Origin of the sequence: Rothia sp. ZJ1223 (genome assembly GCF_016900985.1) — a bacterium.
GTDB lineage: Bacteria > Actinomycetota > Actinomycetes > Actinomycetales > Micrococcaceae > Rothia.
Genome location: NZ_JAFEUT010000001.1, coordinates 151,295 through 166,963, shown reverse-complemented (window position 1 = coordinate 166,963; position 15,669 = coordinate 151,295). Strand labels below are relative to the sequence as shown.

Sequence of the window (15,669 nt, the reverse complement as noted above, 5' to 3'; positions counted from 1 at the left end):
ACTATGGGCGTTCAGCGGGTGATGGGGGCAGAGACCGAGTTCGGTGTGATTGCACCAACGACCCCCGAAGCTAACCACACGGTACTTTCTGCAACCATCGTGAATACTTATAATGCGATGGTTTTTAGAACTGCCCAGCGAGCGCAGTGGGAATACGATTCTGAGCAGCCCCTGGAGGACGCGCGCGGTTTCGCTATGCAGCGTGAGCTGGCGCATGAGTCGCAGCTGACCGATGAGGCATATGTGCTCACGAGTGAGGATATTGCTGCTGAGGCTTTGCGTGAATCGGGGATGTATGCTGAGCGGTTGGATTGGGATAAAGTCACCATGAACTCGATTCTTCCCAACGGTGCCCGTCTATATGTGGATCATGCTCACCCCGAGTACTCATCACCTGAGGTGACGAACCCGTTTGATGCTGTACTGTGGGATGCTGCCGGTGACTTTATTGCCGCTGAGACGGTGGATGCTCTGGCGCGTTCAGCGCAGAATACTGGGGTTGAGCCTATTCACCTTTATAAGAACAACACTGATGGCAAAGGTCAGTCTTATGGTTCTCATGAGAATTACCTGGTAGATCGCGGTGTTGATTTCGAGTATCTGACCTTGGTGCTAGCGCCGTTTTTCGCAACCCGCATTATTTATACGGGTGCAGGACGCGTGGGCTTGGGTGCCAGCGGTGAGCAGGCGGGTTTTCAGATATCGTCTCGGGCGGACTTCTTTGAGCGGTTAGTGGGTTTGGAAACTACCATTCGCAGACCTTTGGTGAATACCCGCGATGAGCCGCACGCGGATCGTGAGAAATACCGCCGTTTGCACGTGATTACGGGGGATGCGAACCTTTCGCACACTTCTAATCTTTTGAAGTTTGGTACCGTGGCTTTGGTGTTGGATGCGATTGAGCAGAAGGTGGCTCCGGTGTTTCGCTTGGCTGATCCGGTAGCAGCTATGCACGCGGTGAGCCGTGATCTGTCGATGAAGGCTCCGGTGAAGCTCAGCGATGGTAGCTCTACAACTGCTGTGGAGATTCAAAAAACTTTTCTTGCCGTAGCCCGTCAGGCCAATCCTCACCCCGATGAGATGACTGCCCGCGTCCTGACACTGTGGCAGGAGGTACTGGACGCTCTAGAGCAGAACCCACTGAGCCTTGCAGATACTCTGGATTGGGTAGCGAAGTATAACCTCATGCGAGCCTACGTAAATAAGGGTGTCAGCTGGGATAACCCCAAAATGCGAGCTATCGATATTCAGTACTCTGATGTGCGCCCCGATAAGGGGCTGTATTTCAAACTGATTGCCCTGGGCAAGATGAAAACGCTCTTCACAGAAGAGCAGATTCGTCAGGCAGCGCACCAACCGCCTCATGATACGCGCGCATACCTTCGAGGGAAGATTGTGGAGATCTGGCAGCACGAAGTTGTCTCGGCAAGCTGGGATACGATAGTCACTCGTAACCCTCTAGATATCGTGACCTATCGTTTAACGATGGATGAGCCTTTGAGCCTTACTCGCGCAGAGATCGAACCCTATTTGGCTGATGAAAGCTCCGAAGGGCTGATGCGAGCCTTAGGCGCTCACGCTGTTACTCACTAAAACTACCTGTCTGATATTCAAGAAAAGAGAGAAAAAACCTGTGGAACAGAAAAAAGTTCAAGCACTGTCAGCCCAGCAGAGCCCTCAGGAAACTGAAGACTTTGAGCTGGCGCAAGCCACCGCGGCTGTTGATGAAGACCTGTTGCTTGAGGTTGATGATCTTTTAGCTGAAATCGACGGCGTGCTCGAGGAAAACGCTGAAGAGTTCGTTCGCGGTTTCATTCAAAAGGGTGGTCAGTAACCGACTCGGTTACCGTCTTGACCTCATTACGCACCTAGAGAGAGCACAGCATTCGTGGAACGCAGAATTTTTGGTATCGAAACGGAGTTTGGAATCCGCTACAGCCCCCAGGGGGTCGGTCATTTGGGGCCGGAGGAGGCAGCGCGTAAACTTTTCAAACCTGTAGTCGATTCGTGGCGTTCCACCAATGTTTTTTTGCCCAATGGCTCACGGCTATACCTCGATGTGGGATCTCATCCCGAATACGCCACCGCCGAGTGCGCCAGCATGCGAGATCTGATCGCCCACGATAAGGCAGGCGAGTATCTCTTCAACGATTTGGTCAATCAGGCAGAAGACCACTTACAGGAAGAGGGACTGACCGGGCACCTTTATCTTTTCAAGAACAATGTTGATTCAGCCGATAACTCTTACGGTTCTCACGAAAACTACATGCTCTCACGCAAAGTAGAGTTCGCTAAGCTCGTGCGTTCTCTCATTCCTTTTTTGGTGACCCGCCAAATTCTAGTGGGCGCGGGCAAAACTCACCGCCAGGGCCCGCCTTCATGGGGTACTGCAGAGGCCCTGAGCCAAGACTCCAGCTACTCTTTCTCCCAGCGAGCAGACTACATCTGGGAGGGGTCATCCACTGCTACCACACGCTCGCGTCCACTCATTAATACCCGCGATGAACCTCACGCAGACGCGCAGCTCTACCGCCGATTGCACGTAATCAACGGCGATTCAAACATGTCGCAGACCACCACTCTTCTCAAAATGGGTGCCACCGACATTGTGCTGCGCATGCTAGAAGATCGTTACCCCCTCAACGATTACGAAATCAAAGACACCGCCACAGCGCTACGAACCATCTCCCATGATCTGACGGGTACGGCTTATTTCATGCTGGCTGATGGTTCTCGACGCAGCGCCCTTGAGATGCAGCGTCATTATTTAGCTAGCGCTACTGCCTACATCGAGCAACACGGCGCCCACCATGAGGACGTGCCCTATATTCTAGATTTGTGGCAACGCGCGCTTGACGCCATCGAATCCCAAGATTTTAGCGCTATTGATACCGAAATTGACTGGGCAATTAAGAAAAAACTTCTGGATACCTATATCATCGAGGGTGTAGCACGTGGTTACGGTGACCCCAAGATTGCTCAGCTTGATCTTGCCTACCACGATATTGACCAGACCCGCGGCGTTTTCAATATTTTGGCGAAGAAAGGACGCGTACGTTCAGTAGTGTCTGCTGAGGCAATTGCCCAGGCGGCACTAGAACCGCCACACACTCGCGCACGTATTCGTGGTGAGTTCATCAATGCGGCACGAGCGGCGGGGGAACAGTTCACAGTGGACTGGGTACACCTGAAACTTAATGCTTACCCCCAGTTCACGGCGGTTTGCAAAGATCCCTTTGCCACCGAGTCCACCAGCGTTGATGAGCTCATCAAGGTTCTCAACGATGTGAAACCCACCAGCTCGTGGGCACCGCCCTTTATCTAAATCACCAGAATTTCTAGAGTAAATACTAAGAAAACATCTGTAAGATGAGTGAGCGAACAGTCTTTATCCCTCTAACCGAAAGTAAATTCGTGAAGAAAAAGATGACCTGGGCAGCGACTTCTGCTGCTTTAGCTTTGGCACTAACCGCCTGCGGTGCGGGTACTAGCGACCTCTCAAAGGTTGATTACGATGTGAAGTCAGCAACTGCAGAGCCCTCCGTTAGTTTTAAGACTCCGTTTGCTGCTACCTCGACCCAGATTCACGTGGTTGAAGAGGGTAGCAGTGACGATATCAATGACGGCGATATTCTTGTACTTCAGGGCACTATTTTCTCTGGTGCTGACGGTAGCTCTCAGGGCAGCACCTATGCAGGTGCTCCTTTGCAAATTGTTGAGGTCAACGAGCAGCTGAAAAAAAATGCCCCCGAGCTTTACGATTTGCTCTCATCTAACAAGGTGGGTACTACCTTCTCGTACTCTTCAAACGAATCAGTGGGTAAAGACGGCGCCATGGTGACCGCTAGCCCCGGTACCGCAACCAATGTTGAGGTTTACACCGTTGCTCGAAAAATCCCCAGCATCGTTGAGGGTGAGCAGAAGGACTTGGGTGAGTCAAAGCCCAAATTCAGCTTGGAAGGCAATAACGCTACTATTGCCCTGCCTGAGAACAAGGGTGATGAACCCCTCGAGCTGGTATCTGACGTGCTCATCGAAGGCAACGGTCAGACCGTGAATAAGGGCGATACCCTCTTTGTTCGTTACTTGGGTGTGACCTGGAACAATGGTGAAGTCTTTGACGGCAATTACGCCGAAGGTGCTGCTCCCGCGTCCTTCCCCCTCAACGAGAATCTCATCAAGGGTTGGGTAGACGGTTTACAGGGTCAGAAGGTTGGCTCACGTGTGATGCTGACTATCCCCACCGAGATGGCGTACGGCGCTAATGCCGCTCAGAACAAGGCACCGGAAGGTCCCTTGGTATTCGTGATTGACCTCTTGGGTAGCGTTGAAGGTACAGCACCCGCTGAAACTTCTGCCCCCAGCTCTAGCGCAGCAGCTTCAGAATCACCGGCACCCGCGGAGTCAGCAAACGACATGGCTCCGGCAGGTGATGCACCTCCGAGCGAATCAGCACCCGCTGATGCTCCTGCCGCAGAGCCTAGCCCCTCTGAGTAAATTACTGACCATTTCATAAAGATAAGGAAATTCTCTGATGTCATTTGGCGAACGTAAACTTGATCGTACCAAGCCTGAAATCGACTTTCCTGAGGGCGATGTACCCACAGAACTCGTGATTACTGATCTCATTGAGGGCAAGGGCGCCGAGGTTGAACCCCGCAACTACATTCAGTGCCACTATGTAGGTGTTTCATGGTCAACCGGTGAGGAGTTCGACTCTTCATGGAACCGTGGCGAGCCCTTAGGATTCACCGCTGGCGTAGGTCAGGTCATTCAAGGCTGGGATCAGGGTCTTCTCGGCATGAAGGTGGGCGGACGCCGTCGCCTCGAGATTCCCTCACATCTCGCCTACGGCGAGCGCGGCGCCGGTGCTGCTATAGGTCCCAACGAAACCCTGATTTTCGTGGTTGATTTGGTAGATGTTCGCAAGTAGCGCATAGCTTATAGCCCCCGATTTTAAGAGGTCGGGGGCTATTCTTGTATCTATGAGTAGAAGCAGTGTTGAGCGGTTGCTGGGCGTTTTGAACGTGCTTGCCGCCAGTGAGGTTGGATTATCGCGCGCACAGATACGTGATACCATCACGTCGTACCGTAACGCACCATCAACGGCCGCCTTCGAACGGACGTTTGAGCGAGATAAGGATTCTCTGCGCAAGCTGGGGTACACCCTGGTGACGTCTAAGGTGGGGGTTGAAACGCTGTATCGCATTGAGCATGCCAAAGGGAGCGCTCACCATTTATCTGTTGTAGATCTTTCGTTGCTATCGCTGGCTGCCGCGAGCTGGCAGGAGGGCGTAGCTCACCGCTCTGTGGAGCGGGCACTTGCCAAACTAGGTGTTGAACAGACCCAGAGTGCCCATTGGCACTCTGAGGTTGTGTTTAAGCAGGCACCTTATTTGGAGCAGGTGATTGAGGCGCTAGCTGAGCAGAAGGTGTTGAGCTTCGATTACACTAACGCTCGTGGTGAGACGCGCAGTCGCAGGACATCCATCTGGGGCGTAGGCTTTACCTTCGGCACCTGGTACTGCATGGGGGTTGAAGCGACCGAGCGTCAGCCTCGGGTCTATCGCCTAGACCGCTTCACCAAAGCGGCTTTAACTGCTGGAACCTACCGGTCTGCTGATGGCTCTTTTTCTGCTTACGACTATCTACAAGGCATTGCTTCAATCCCTGTTCCTCGAGTGTGGCTACGTCGTCATGGTGAGCTTTTGAGCATTCCCGCCGTGGTAGCAGATAAAGCGGCAGCACGCATCCTACTGTCGGGGGCTACTGTTGAGCCGAATCGCCCCGCTGATATACCAGCTCAACAGGTTTTCGACGATCACATACAGTTGAGCATGAGGGAGCGTTGCCGCACGATGAAAGCCGCGGTGGCAGGCAGACACCGGGGGAGTGAACCCTGCGATACCTCATCTATGAGATGGGAAGAGCACGGGGCACCGCGTACCCGGGCGGACGCGGCGGAGCTGTTTGTGCGCATCCTTAACTACGCGGAGTTCGCGTTTGAAAACGCCCCCGTGAGCGTGAAGGATATCGCTGAACGTTTCGCAGTCACCCGTGCTGAAGTGGTGCGCGCCCTCAACCTACTGTGGATCTCCGCTGATGAACAGAGCGTAAGTTTAAATCTCACCCACGATCAGGTGCAGCGTATGGAGGCAGTACAGCATTTGCGTACTGCAGCACCATTGTCTACGGAGGAAATTATTTATCTTTTGCTGGCACTGCGTGCATTGGGTGCGGTCATGCCTGAAACGAAAATCCTGCGTCAGCTTGAAGGTAAGTTAGTGCAGCTTTCTGCACAGGGGGAGCGTCTTTCACACCAAATAGCTGTTATCGCCGATGACAGCGCTCCTGCCTGGCTGATTGCCGCTCTGGAGCGGCGTGAGACCGTCGACATCACCTATTCAACGGGTACATCAACCACTTATCGCCGTATCAAACCCCTGGAACTTCGTATGGTTGATGGCGAACTTTACGTTCGCGCCCAGTGCTTACTGCGTGATGCTGAAAGAACTTTCCGACTGAGCGGAATAAGCCTCACTTCTCAGCAAGAACAGCTACCCCCAGCCCATCACATCGAGACTGCACCGGATGCACGCGCGTCCTTCACCGCCATCGCCAAAGCCCACTTACCCGGCACCTACCACCGCCAACTATGTCAGCGCCACAGCAATCAAGTATCAGGCGACTACTTTTCTTTTGATGTGTTTAACCCCAGCTGGTTCATGGAGCTTATCCTTTCATCGTACGGGGAACTTGAAATCATCGAACCGCACTCGTTACGTGCTTACTGTGCAACAGAAAACGGCAACCCCGAGAGCCTTTTTGACCCTCAGATATAAAACGCTGATTAAGAAACGGTAAATTACCTGCTATCTCACAGCGAAACCACACACGTTATAGGGCTGGAGGTTTTATACTTGGTTTTATGCCTTGGTGGTTTTGGATGCTTCTCACAGGAGCACTTGCAGCAGTTTCGTTAGCAGTCGTAGGTTTTTTGCTGTACTCAATAGTGAAAAAAGGGCTGAACGTCATGGGATCTGTTGAACAATGGGCAACCGATTACTCCGAAAAAATGGAGCAAGCGCAGCAGGTTAGCTACCTGACTGTCGAAAAAACTTCCAAGCCTGCAATCTTCACCCCACTCAATGAAGCTGTTTCAGACTATGAGTTGGGTAAAAAAGAACGTAAAATCGATCGTGCAACCAGGCGCTACCAGCGTCGCCAGACGCTCGGTCAGCCCCAACGCGTAGACGATATACGCATTAACGCACAGAAAGGTGCACTCTAATGGCTCGTGGCCTCTTTGACAACCCGGTAATGCTTCTTATTCTCCTGCTCATCATCATTCTTCTCTTTGGTGCGCCGAAGCTCCCCGGCATGGCTCGCAGCTTGGGTCAGTCCATGCGTATTTTCAAGTCAGAAGTTGATGACATGAAGAAGGACGGCAAGAACAAGAACGCGTCGGCTACCACCCCTGTTGAGGGTGAAGTTATCAACAACCCTTCACACGGTTCGGTTTCTTCAACTGATCCCGTCGTTGATAACCACAACAAGTAACTAAAATCTTTGATAGCCCGTATTTGCGTTACCCCGCGAGGTGCGCAGATGCGGGCGTTTCTTAGTGTAAAGATTTCTGACTTTTCGGAGTACCCATGGCGAGTAAAGTGACCAGTCGAAAGAATAACCCCCAAGCGAAAATGGCGTTGGGGGAGCACTTCCGCGAGTTCAGAAACCGTTTGATTAAGGCTGCGATCGCTACTGTCTTGGGTGCTATCGGCGGTTTCTTTCTCTATAACCCCTTCATTGACGCTATCTCCGGTCCTTTACAAGAAATTAACTCGATTGAGGGTCGCGAAGCGGTATTGAACTATGCGACCCCGGCAGCCGCTTTCAACCTTATGATCGTGGTTTCGCTTTACATCGGTTTGGTACTTGCCTCACCGGTTTGGCTGTACCAGCTGTGGGCGTTTATTACTCCAGCTTTGTACAAGCGCGAAAAACTTTACGCCATTGGTTTTGTTTCCGCGGCTGTTCCCATGTTCTTCCTGGGTCTGGCAGTAGCGTGGTGGTGTATTCCAGCAGCTATCAAGGCGCTGACCATGTTCAACCCTGAGGGCACTTGGAACGTGATGACCGCTGAGGTTTACATTTCCTTCTTCGTGAAGTTTATGGTGATCTTCGGTATTGCTTTCGTTCTTCCCGTTGTTCTGGTGGGTATCAATATGGTGGGTCTGATTCGCGGTCGCACCATTCTCAAAGCATGGCGTTGGGTTGTTGTTGTAGTGGCTACCCTAGCGGCAGCGGTGGCACCGGGTACTGATCCCATGACCATGTTCTACCTCGCGGCGCCCCTGCTTTTCTTCTTCTTCCTTGCTATCGGCATTTGTATTCTCAACGATAAGCGTCGTGATCGTAAGAACGCTAAGCTCGCTGCGGGGCTGACCTCCGAAGAACTGAACCGCGCTACCAGTAAAGAAGAATTGGATCAGCTTGGTCGCGTAGAACAAAACTAAATATCGCCTCAATTTTTCTTCGATAAGCCCAGCCACCGATGACGATGTGCTGGGCTTATCCGCTGAGAGCACAAGTCGGTGGAGGGTACTGATCTCCCTGCCGTAGGATTAGATATATGTCTATCTATGCAGAACGCTACCGTCACGCTAAAGAACGAGCTGCCCATTCTAAAACGCAGCTCGGCATTTTTGAATCCCAGTTGGGTTTTGAGCTTGATACTTTTCAGAAAGAGGCCTGCCGCAGCGTTGAAGCAGGACGCGGGGTGCTGGTAGCTGCCCCCACCGGTGCGGGCAAAACCATCGTGGGTGAATTCGCTATTCACTGCGCCCTTACCCAGGGAAAAAAGGCTTTTTATACTACCCCCATCAAGGCGCTGAGCAATCAGAAATACAATGACCTGGTAGAGCAGTACGGCGAAGATGCCGTGGGTCTACTGACCGGTGACACCTCCATTAATTCTGAGGCGCCGGTGGTGGTCATGACCACCGAAGTTCTGCGTAATATGCTTTATGCAGACTCTTCAACCCTGAATAACCTCGCTTTTGTGGTTATGGATGAGGTTCATTACCTGGCTGACCGCTTTCGCGGGGCAGTGTGGGAAGAAGTAATTATTCACCTGCCAGAGCACATCTCTATCATTTCTCTCTCGGCGACAGTATCGAACGTTGAGGAGTTCGGTGCCTGGCTTGATACCGTGCGTGGTAGCACCGATGTTATTGTCTCTGAACACCGCCCAGTGCCCCTGTGGCAGCACGTGTTGGCTGGTAAGCGCCTGGTGGACCTCTTCGCTGAAGAAACCACCGTAGGAGAAGCGGCTGATGCTCTCAGCAATAAGTCTGATGATGCACCTGCGGTTAACCCCGAGCTACTTAAGATGCGTACCCATAGAGGGCGGCCCTCACGCGCTCGTCCGCGAGCGCCCCATCAGCGCGGTCGTCGCCGTGGTCCCAGAGACCGTCGGGGTGCAGCTCTCAATACGTCGGTAAGCGGTTTTTCTTCGCCGCCGTCTATGCCAGCTCGTATTTCGCGTCCGGCAATGATTGAAACACTCGACGCGAACGGTCTGCTACCGGCTATTTGCTTTATATTCTCTCGTGCTGGGTGTGATGGCGCAGTATCGCAGTGCATCGACGCTGATATTCGGCTGACTACTGAAGCCCAAGCGCAAACCATCCGCGCCTACATTGCTGAGGCGACCGCGTCCTTGGACGTCCGAGATCTCAAGGTGCTGGGATTCTACGAATGGCGTGAGGGGCTCACTCGCGGTGTAGCTGCTCACCACGCCGGTTTGCTCCCTGTTTTCAAGGAAATTGTTGAGACTCTTTTCTCTGAGGGTCTCATTAAGGTGGTTTTTGCAACGGAGACTCTGGCGCTGGGTATTAACATGCCCGCCCGTTCCGTGGTGCTTGAGAAGCTCACCAAGTTTAATGGCGAAAACCATGTGGACATTACCCCCGGTGAGTACACTCAGCTGACAGGACGCGCGGGACGCCGCGGCATTGATGTCGAGGGGCACGCGGTGGTGATGTGGCGCCCCGGTATGCAGGCTGAACAGGTTGCAGGTTTAGCTTCGCGCCGTACATACCCGCTGAACTCTTCCTTCCGTCCCACCTACAACATGAGCGCGAACCTCATCGCACAGTTTGGGGCCGAGCGTACCCGTAAAATCCTAGAATCCTCTTTCGCCCAGTTTCAAGCTGATAAGTCAGTGGTGGGCATCGCCCAGCGTGTGCGTAAAAACGAGCGTGCTCTTGAAGGGTATACTGCGTCCATGGAATGCCATCTGGGCGATTTTACCGAGTACGCGCGTCTTCGCAGGGATATTAAAGAACTTGAAAAATCAGTGGAAAAAAGCCGCAAAAAGCTCTCATTATCGCAGTCCATTGCTTCTTTGCAGCAGCTAGTGCCCGGAGATGTCATCGAAATTCCCCGCGGTAAAAACAGGGGAGAGGCAGTAGTACTAACCCGTGCCGAGTCGAATGATGACCCCCGCCCGTCCATCTTGACGATTGACGCCCACATCCGTCGCCTTGATGTGCGCGATTTGGTGGGACCGATTGTGCCTGTTTCTAAAATCAAGGTACCCAAAAAATGGCAGGGTAAAACCCCCAAGGAACGTCGCGATATGGCTTCTCGTATGCGTAAGGCGCTCTACAAGAACATTCCTCCGCGTGAGCGAGCGCAGAACACCTGGTTCGATCATAAAGAATCTCCTGATTACGCGAAACTTGAGCAGATGCGCCAGGCTCTGCGTCAGCATCCCTGTCACGGCTGCTCTGAGCGTGAGGACCACGCACGCTGGGCTGAGCGCTGGTGGAAGCTGGACCGCGAGACGGATGGTCTGCGTCGGCAGATTTCCCGCCGTACTAATACCATCTCGCAGGTCTTTAACCGCATTACGGATCTGCTGGCATCCTATGGTTATGTAGAGCAGGGTGAAGACGGGTCTGTTTCGCTCACTCCTCAAGGCAGAAGCCTGCGTCGTATCTACGGTGAAAAGGATCTCCTGACCTCACTGTGCCTCGAAAAAGGCTTTATGGACGCGCTAGACTCAGCGTCAGCGGCTGCCGTTGTTTCTGCGGTGGTCTATCAGGGCAAACGAGATGACGGTGGTTTGCTCAGTCGTTACCCGCGTCCTGACATCGAATCATCCATTACCACTCTCATTACGCAGTGGAGCAAGCTTAATGATGCTGAGCAGCGGTTCAAGCTACCGCAGACCCCTGCGCCTGATCTCGGGATGGTGTGGCCGGTATATAAGTGGGCACGCGGGGATTCCCTCTCTAAGGCTTTGGAGGGCACTGATTTGGCTGCTGGTGATTTTGTGCGCTGGATCAAACAGGTTATTGATTCGCTGGATCAGATTGCGCATGTTTCTCAGCAGGATCCCCATCTGAGAACCCTCTGCGAAGCAAGTATAGGTCTCATCAAGCGCGGCGTTGTCGCCGATCAGATGTAAAGAAGTTTGGAGTTATTCGTGAATGCAGTGTACCTTTTGCGAGATGGCAGTGTCTACAGCCCTGCTGATCCTTTTGCCAGCGCAATGCTGACTAACGGCGAGAAAGTGGAATGGGTGGGGTCAGACGCTGGTGCTACGTCAATAGCCGATGACAGCATGAAGCAGACTGGTCTTGACGGTTTATTGGTGACTCCGGGCTTTGTTGCTGGGGGAGTAAGGGTAGATTCCACAGCTCACCTACAGGAGCTTGGAGAGCAGCTGGTTGCCCAGGGGTACGTTGCTGCTACCGTTTTTGCTCCCCTGAACCTTGTGCCCGATTTTTCGGCTTCAGAGCTAGCGTTGCGGATTTTTCCCTATGCAATCATTGAGCACTCAGAAGATGTAAGCCCGGAGTCTTTGACTGCAGCTTACGGTGTGTACTGTGACCCGCTACAAGAGAACGCCGGTGAACTGGTTAACCTGGCAATTGATGCAGGGGTAAAAGTTTCTCTAGCTACCAGCAACACCCGCCAGGTGGATGCTGCACTTGAAATTATCAGGGCGGTGGACGCTCACAGCCCATTGAGACGCCTGCGCGCCGGCTTCAGGCTGGACGGGGTATCAGTAGTTACTGATGAACAGCTCGCCGTCTGCGAAAAACTCAACCTTAGCCTGGGCTTTAACTCCTCCTTGGAAGATAGCAAGAATAGTCTAGTTCGCAGTATCACCGCTGGAATCTCAACCTTTATAGGTTCTGATCCTGAGGGCACGAATAGACGCTGGGGCTGGCAGCTGGTCAGCGACGCTATCCATCGGGCGGACGCCTCCCACAATATTTCAGCCCGCGCTGCCTTCAACGCGATGACCCGCGGTAACTGGCGTGCTCTCGGCTTTGCCGAACCCACCCAGGGGCAACTAGTACCCGGTGGTAACGCTGACTTTGCAGTGTGGGAGGCACCTGCACTTATGGTGCAAACAGCTGACGATAGGGTAGCTGCGTGGAGCACTGATCCACGGGCTAGAACTCCTATGCTTCCTGAACTCGATGGCATTGTTTTTCCTCGATGCCACGTAACTGTAGTTCGCGGTCAAGAAGTTTTTGCCCTCTAGTTGATGTACCCCTTTCTCACCTACAGAATGGGTGGGGGAGCTGCACCCAAATTTATAGCAGGGAACTCGGTGCCTTATACTGGTAGTTGGTCTACACGTCTTCGCGCAATCGGCCCAGCGCACAAGGAGTAAATGCACATGCGAGTTCTCACGGTTATTCCCACCTACAACGAGAAAGACAACCTGCCGGTTGTTGTAGCTCGTTTGCGCGCAGCCGTTCCTCACAGTGACATCCTTGTGGTCGATGATAGCAGCCCCGACGGCACCGGAGATCTCGCTGACGCTATGGCAGCAGACGACTCGGCGATTAACGTCCTGCATCGTACCGTCAAAGACGGCTTGGGCGGCGCTTACCTGGCAGGTTTTGAGTGGGGCTTAGAGCACGGCTACGATGTCCTAGTTGAAATGGATGCAGACTGCTCCCACCAGCCCGAGCAGCTTCCGCTATTGCTTGAAGCCATCGAGTGCGGGGCTGAGCTGGCTATCGGTTCACGCTACGTACCGGGTGGCAAAACCAAAAACTGGCCTGTTCACCGCCAGATTCTTTCACGCGGAGCTAACCTTTACACCCGCCTGATTCTGGGCACAGGTATCAAAGACATTACCGCTGGCTACCGCGCTTACACTAAAGAAGCCCTTGCTAAGCTAAACCTTGAAGGTATTGATTCAAAGGGTTATGTTTTTCAGGTAGATCTCGCATGGCGTTCCGAGCAGGCTGGCTTACGAATTGTCGAAGTTCCGATCACCTTTGTGGAACGTGAAATCGGCGATTCCAAGATGGACGGCAGTATCATCTTCGACTCGATGGCGAAAGTAACCCAGTGGGGTCTTTCTGCACGAGTACACGGTCTCAAAAAGTTGCTCAAGCGCACATAAAGCACTGCATAAGTACTGAAAAAGGGCGATTTCCACTAAGAAATCGCCCTTTTTCAGCAGAAAAGTGCCTCAGAGGGTAGTTAGCTCTAGAGGGAATGACGCTCGCGGTAAACCTCAAGACGCTTCTGGAGGGTTTCTTCAAGCTCTTCCATAGAACGACGTTCCATGAGCATATCCCAGTGGGTACGGACGGGCTTTTCAGCGGTTTCTTCCTGAGTGGAATCACCATTGACCAGGTACGCTTCTTTACCTGATTTAGCCATCCACGTCGCGGGGATTTCGGCTTCTTGTGCAAAGGTCACAAAAACACGTTCACCATCGGGGGTACGGTACTCAACGCGCTGGCGGGGTGCCGGTTCAACACCAGCTTCGGTTTCCATGGACTGTGCACCGAGGCGCATACCGCGCAAGCTGCGATCGCTCATCGTGTTCCTTTCCTCAAGAGGCTCTCTAGACTCTAAAGATCTCAACTGTTTAGTTCACTGACTAAACACATAACGTACTACTAACATTCCATTATAACGGGGTGTGCAAATCACTGTTTAGGGACGTGAAGTCAACGGGTATAGAAAGCCGATAATCTATATTATGTAAAGTAGTTCTAAAAGTACTACCCTATCTTGCCTACCATCGTTCCTCAGTTGCCCTACCTAGTGCGTCGATCAACTGGTGAGTCAACTGTTGACAGGTTAGAGTTCCTGTATGAACCTTTCAACGCCACACAAGCTCATTGTCCTTGGGATGGATCTACTAGCAATATTGATCTTTGCAGTTATCGGGCGCGCCTCCCACGGTCTCAACCTACTGGGAATTTTTGAAACAGCATTACCTTTTATGGTGGCAGCTCTGGCGGGATTCTTCCTGTTCCACCGCTGGCTACCTGCATGGTTGGCGCAGTGGCTTATTGTCGCGAATCTTGGCATGGCTTTACGAATACTTTTAGGTGGCGGATTCGCAGCCTCTTTCTGGGCGGTCGCCCTGATCTTTACGGGTATCATCTTAGGCACCTCTCGCTTTATCACCTATAAGCTGTTGAGTATCGAGCACTCCTAAAATGAAAAACCCTCAACTCTCTATCAAAGAGTTGAGGGTTTTCTGTGTGGTACTTGTACTTACTGGTTGGTATATGCCACCCACTGATCTAGCACTCTGTGTGCAGCACCTGAGTCGATTGATTCTTCTGCCCGAGCAATCGCCTGTGCGAAGCGGTCCTTGAAATCTGTTGATGAGCCCTGAGGCTCAAAAGCGACAATGGCGGAGGCAGCGTTGAGTACAACCGCGGTGCGAATAGCACCTTGCTTTCCAGATAAAGTATCAATCACAACCTGAGCGTTATGCTTTGCATCTCCCCCGCGTAAATCATCCAGACTGCCTTCTTCAAAACCGAAATCAGTCGGACGAATAATGTGCTCAACGTATGAGCCGTCCCTGGTCTCCCAGACTTGTGACTCCCCCGTGATAGTAATTTCGTCGAGACCATCAGAGCCACGGAAAACAAGGGCGTGGTCGCCGCGGGATGCGAAGACCTGAGCGATTTTTTCTGCCATTTTTGCATCAGCAACACCGATGGCGGATGCGCGGACGCGTGCAGGATTGGTCATGGGGCCAAGGTAGTTGAAGGCGGTGGGAACGCCGAGGCTTCGGCGAACGGGAGCCACAAATTTCATAGAGGGATGGAATACCTGTGCAAAGAGGAAGGTGATGCCGGTTTTATTGACTGCCTCGGCTACCTGCTGGATGGGGAGAGCCAAATTAACGCCAAGAACCTCCAGCACATCAGCTGAACCTGAGGACGAGGTTGAAGAACGGTTACCGTGTTTAATGACGGGAATACCTGCGCCAGCGATGACAAGTGAAGCCATCGTTGAGATATTCACCGTATTTTGAAGATCGCCACCGGTTCCAACAATGTCAACGGCGTTTTGTGTGACCTCAATGGGTTCAGCCTTATCAAGCATGCCCTGAGCCAAGGCGTTGAGTTCATCAGGGGTCTCACCTTTGACGTGGAGGGCGACTAGGAAAGCACCGATGATTGCCTCAGATGTCTGACCGGTCATGATTTCATTCATTGCCCAGTCAATTTGTTGTGGTGTGAGATCTTTACGTGCAACGAGGTCAGCAAGGATCATCGTCCAGGAGTGTTCAGCGTGATAAGTCATATCCCAAATTGTATGCCTCACTCCCCCACGTCTTCACCTTCACGTAGATTGTTTCTTCGCTCCATCCTC

15 protein-coding genes are annotated in these 15,669 nt (G+C 52.6%); 13 read left to right on the top strand and 2 right to left on the bottom strand.

What is annotated here, in order from left to right:
* Positions 1 to 3 precede the first annotated feature (3 nt).
* From dop to JTP09_RS00705, 12 genes are all read left to right on the top strand, one after another.
* A complete protein-coding gene (gene dop / locus JTP09_RS00760; protein ID WP_204875946.1) occupies positions 4 to 1,593 on the top strand; it encodes a depupylase/deamidase Dop in 1,590 nt (529 codons plus the stop codon).
* Positions 1,594 to 1,633: 40 nt separating this feature from the next.
* Complete coding sequence (locus JTP09_RS00755; RefSeq protein ID WP_370592458.1) at positions 1,634 to 1,834, top strand: ubiquitin-like protein Pup; 201 nt, start codon at positions 1,634 to 1,636, stop codon at positions 1,832 to 1,834.
* A gap of 54 nt (positions 1,835 to 1,888) precedes the next feature.
* Positions 1,889 to 3,325, top strand: coding sequence for a Pup--protein ligase (pafA, locus tag JTP09_RS00750; RefSeq protein WP_204875936.1), 1,437 nt, complete (start codon positions 1,889 to 1,891; stop codon positions 3,323 to 3,325).
* Positions 3,326 to 3,414: 89 nt separating this feature from the next.
* Positions 3,415 to 4,497 carry an FKBP-type peptidyl-prolyl cis-trans isomerase gene (locus JTP09_RS10250; RefSeq protein WP_204875934.1) on the top strand — a complete coding sequence of 361 codons (1,083 nt, stop codon included), beginning with the start codon at positions 3,415 to 3,417 and terminating at the stop codon, positions 4,495 to 4,497.
* Positions 4,498 to 4,534: 37 nt separating this feature from the next.
* Positions 4,535 to 4,933 carry an FKBP-type peptidyl-prolyl cis-trans isomerase gene (locus JTP09_RS00740; RefSeq protein WP_204875933.1) on the top strand — a complete coding sequence of 133 codons (399 nt, stop codon included), beginning with the start codon at positions 4,535 to 4,537 and terminating at the stop codon, positions 4,931 to 4,933.
* Between the two features lie 52 nt (positions 4,934 to 4,985).
* The gene (locus JTP09_RS00735) at positions 4,986 to 6,842 is read left to right on the top strand and encodes a WYL domain-containing protein (RefSeq protein WP_204875931.1); all 1,857 of its coding nucleotides are present in this window, start codon (positions 4,986 to 4,988) and stop codon (positions 6,840 to 6,842) included.
* A gap of 191 nt (positions 6,843 to 7,033) precedes the next feature.
* Positions 7,034 to 7,291 (top strand): hypothetical protein, encoded by a 258-nt coding sequence (locus JTP09_RS00730; protein ID WP_204875930.1) that lies wholly within the window; start codon positions 7,034 to 7,036, stop codon positions 7,289 to 7,291.
* Entirely contained in the window at positions 7,291 to 7,560 is a 270-nt protein-coding gene (tatA, locus tag JTP09_RS00725; protein WP_204875928.1) for a Sec-independent protein translocase subunit TatA, read from the top strand. The genes JTP09_RS00730 and tatA overlap by 1 nt, the downstream gene beginning before the upstream one ends.
* A 107-nt stretch (positions 7,561 to 7,667) precedes the next feature.
* Positions 7,668 to 8,516: a twin-arginine translocase subunit TatC gene (tatC, locus tag JTP09_RS00720; RefSeq protein ID WP_240333876.1), complete on the top strand. Its 849-nt coding sequence runs from the start codon at positions 7,668 to 7,670 to the stop codon at positions 8,514 to 8,516.
* A gap of 116 nt (positions 8,517 to 8,632) precedes the next feature.
* Complete coding sequence (locus JTP09_RS00715; protein WP_204875922.1) at positions 8,633 to 11,476, top strand: RNA helicase; 2,844 nt, start codon at positions 8,633 to 8,635, stop codon at positions 11,474 to 11,476.
* Positions 11,477 to 11,494: 18 nt separating this feature from the next.
* Positions 11,495 to 12,565 (top strand): amidohydrolase family protein, encoded by a 1,071-nt coding sequence (locus JTP09_RS00710; RefSeq protein WP_204875917.1) that lies wholly within the window; start codon positions 11,495 to 11,497, stop codon positions 12,563 to 12,565.
* Positions 12,566 to 12,703: 138 nt separating this feature from the next.
* A complete protein-coding gene (locus JTP09_RS00705) occupies positions 12,704 to 13,441 on the top strand; it encodes a polyprenol monophosphomannose synthase (RefSeq protein WP_204875915.1) in 738 nt (245 codons plus the stop codon).
* Positions 13,442 to 13,527: 86 nt separating this feature from the next.
* Here JTP09_RS00705 and JTP09_RS00700 read toward each other — a convergent pair whose 3' ends face one another.
* A complete protein-coding gene (locus JTP09_RS00700; RefSeq protein ID WP_204875912.1) occupies positions 13,528 to 13,866 on the bottom strand; it encodes an RNA polymerase-binding protein RbpA in 339 nt (112 codons plus the stop codon).
* Positions 13,867 to 14,143: 277 nt separating this feature from the next.
* Here JTP09_RS00700 and JTP09_RS00695 point away from each other — a divergent pair, with 277 nt between their 5' ends.
* Positions 14,144 to 14,494, top strand: a complete 351-nt coding sequence (locus JTP09_RS00695; RefSeq protein WP_204875910.1) for a DUF3054 domain-containing protein — start codon at positions 14,144 to 14,146, stop codon at positions 14,492 to 14,494.
* Positions 14,495 to 14,553: 59 nt separating this feature from the next.
* On the opposite strand, the gene trpD is transcribed toward JTP09_RS00695, so the two are convergent.
* Positions 14,554 to 15,600, bottom strand: coding sequence for an anthranilate phosphoribosyltransferase (gene trpD, locus JTP09_RS00690; RefSeq protein ID WP_204875908.1), 1,047 nt, complete (start codon positions 15,598 to 15,600; stop codon positions 14,554 to 14,556).
* Positions 15,601 to 15,669: the final 69 nt, after the last annotated feature.

Coding starts and splice junctions, on each gene's coding strand:
- JTP09_RS00740 (WP_204875933.1), top strand. CDS start 4,535: ATGTCATTTGGCGAACGTAAACTTGATCGTACCAAGCCTGAAATCGAC.
- JTP09_RS00735 (WP_204875931.1), top strand. CDS start 4,986: ATGAGTAGAAGCAGTGTTGAGCGGTTGCTGGGCGTTTTGAACGTGCTT.
- JTP09_RS00715 (WP_204875922.1), top strand. CDS start 8,633: ATGTCTATCTATGCAGAACGCTACCGTCACGCTAAAGAACGAGCTGCC.
- tatA (WP_204875928.1), top strand. CDS start 7,291: ATGGCTCGTGGCCTCTTTGACAACCCGGTAATGCTTCTTATTCTCCTG.
- trpD (WP_204875908.1), bottom strand. CDS start 15,600: ATGACTTATCACGCTGAACACTCCTGGACGATGATCCTTGCTGACCTC.
- JTP09_RS00705 (WP_204875915.1), top strand. CDS start 12,704: ATGCGAGTTCTCACGGTTATTCCCACCTACAACGAGAAAGACAACCTG.
- JTP09_RS00700 (WP_204875912.1), bottom strand. CDS start 13,866: ATGAGCGATCGCAGCTTGCGCGGTATGCGCCTCGGTGCACAGTCCATG.
- JTP09_RS00695 (WP_204875910.1), top strand. CDS start 14,144: ATGAACCTTTCAACGCCACACAAGCTCATTGTCCTTGGGATGGATCTA.
- JTP09_RS00730 (WP_204875930.1), top strand. CDS start 7,034: ATGGGATCTGTTGAACAATGGGCAACCGATTACTCCGAAAAAATGGAG.
- dop (WP_204875946.1), top strand. CDS start 4: ATGGGCGTTCAGCGGGTGATGGGGGCAGAGACCGAGTTCGGTGTGATT.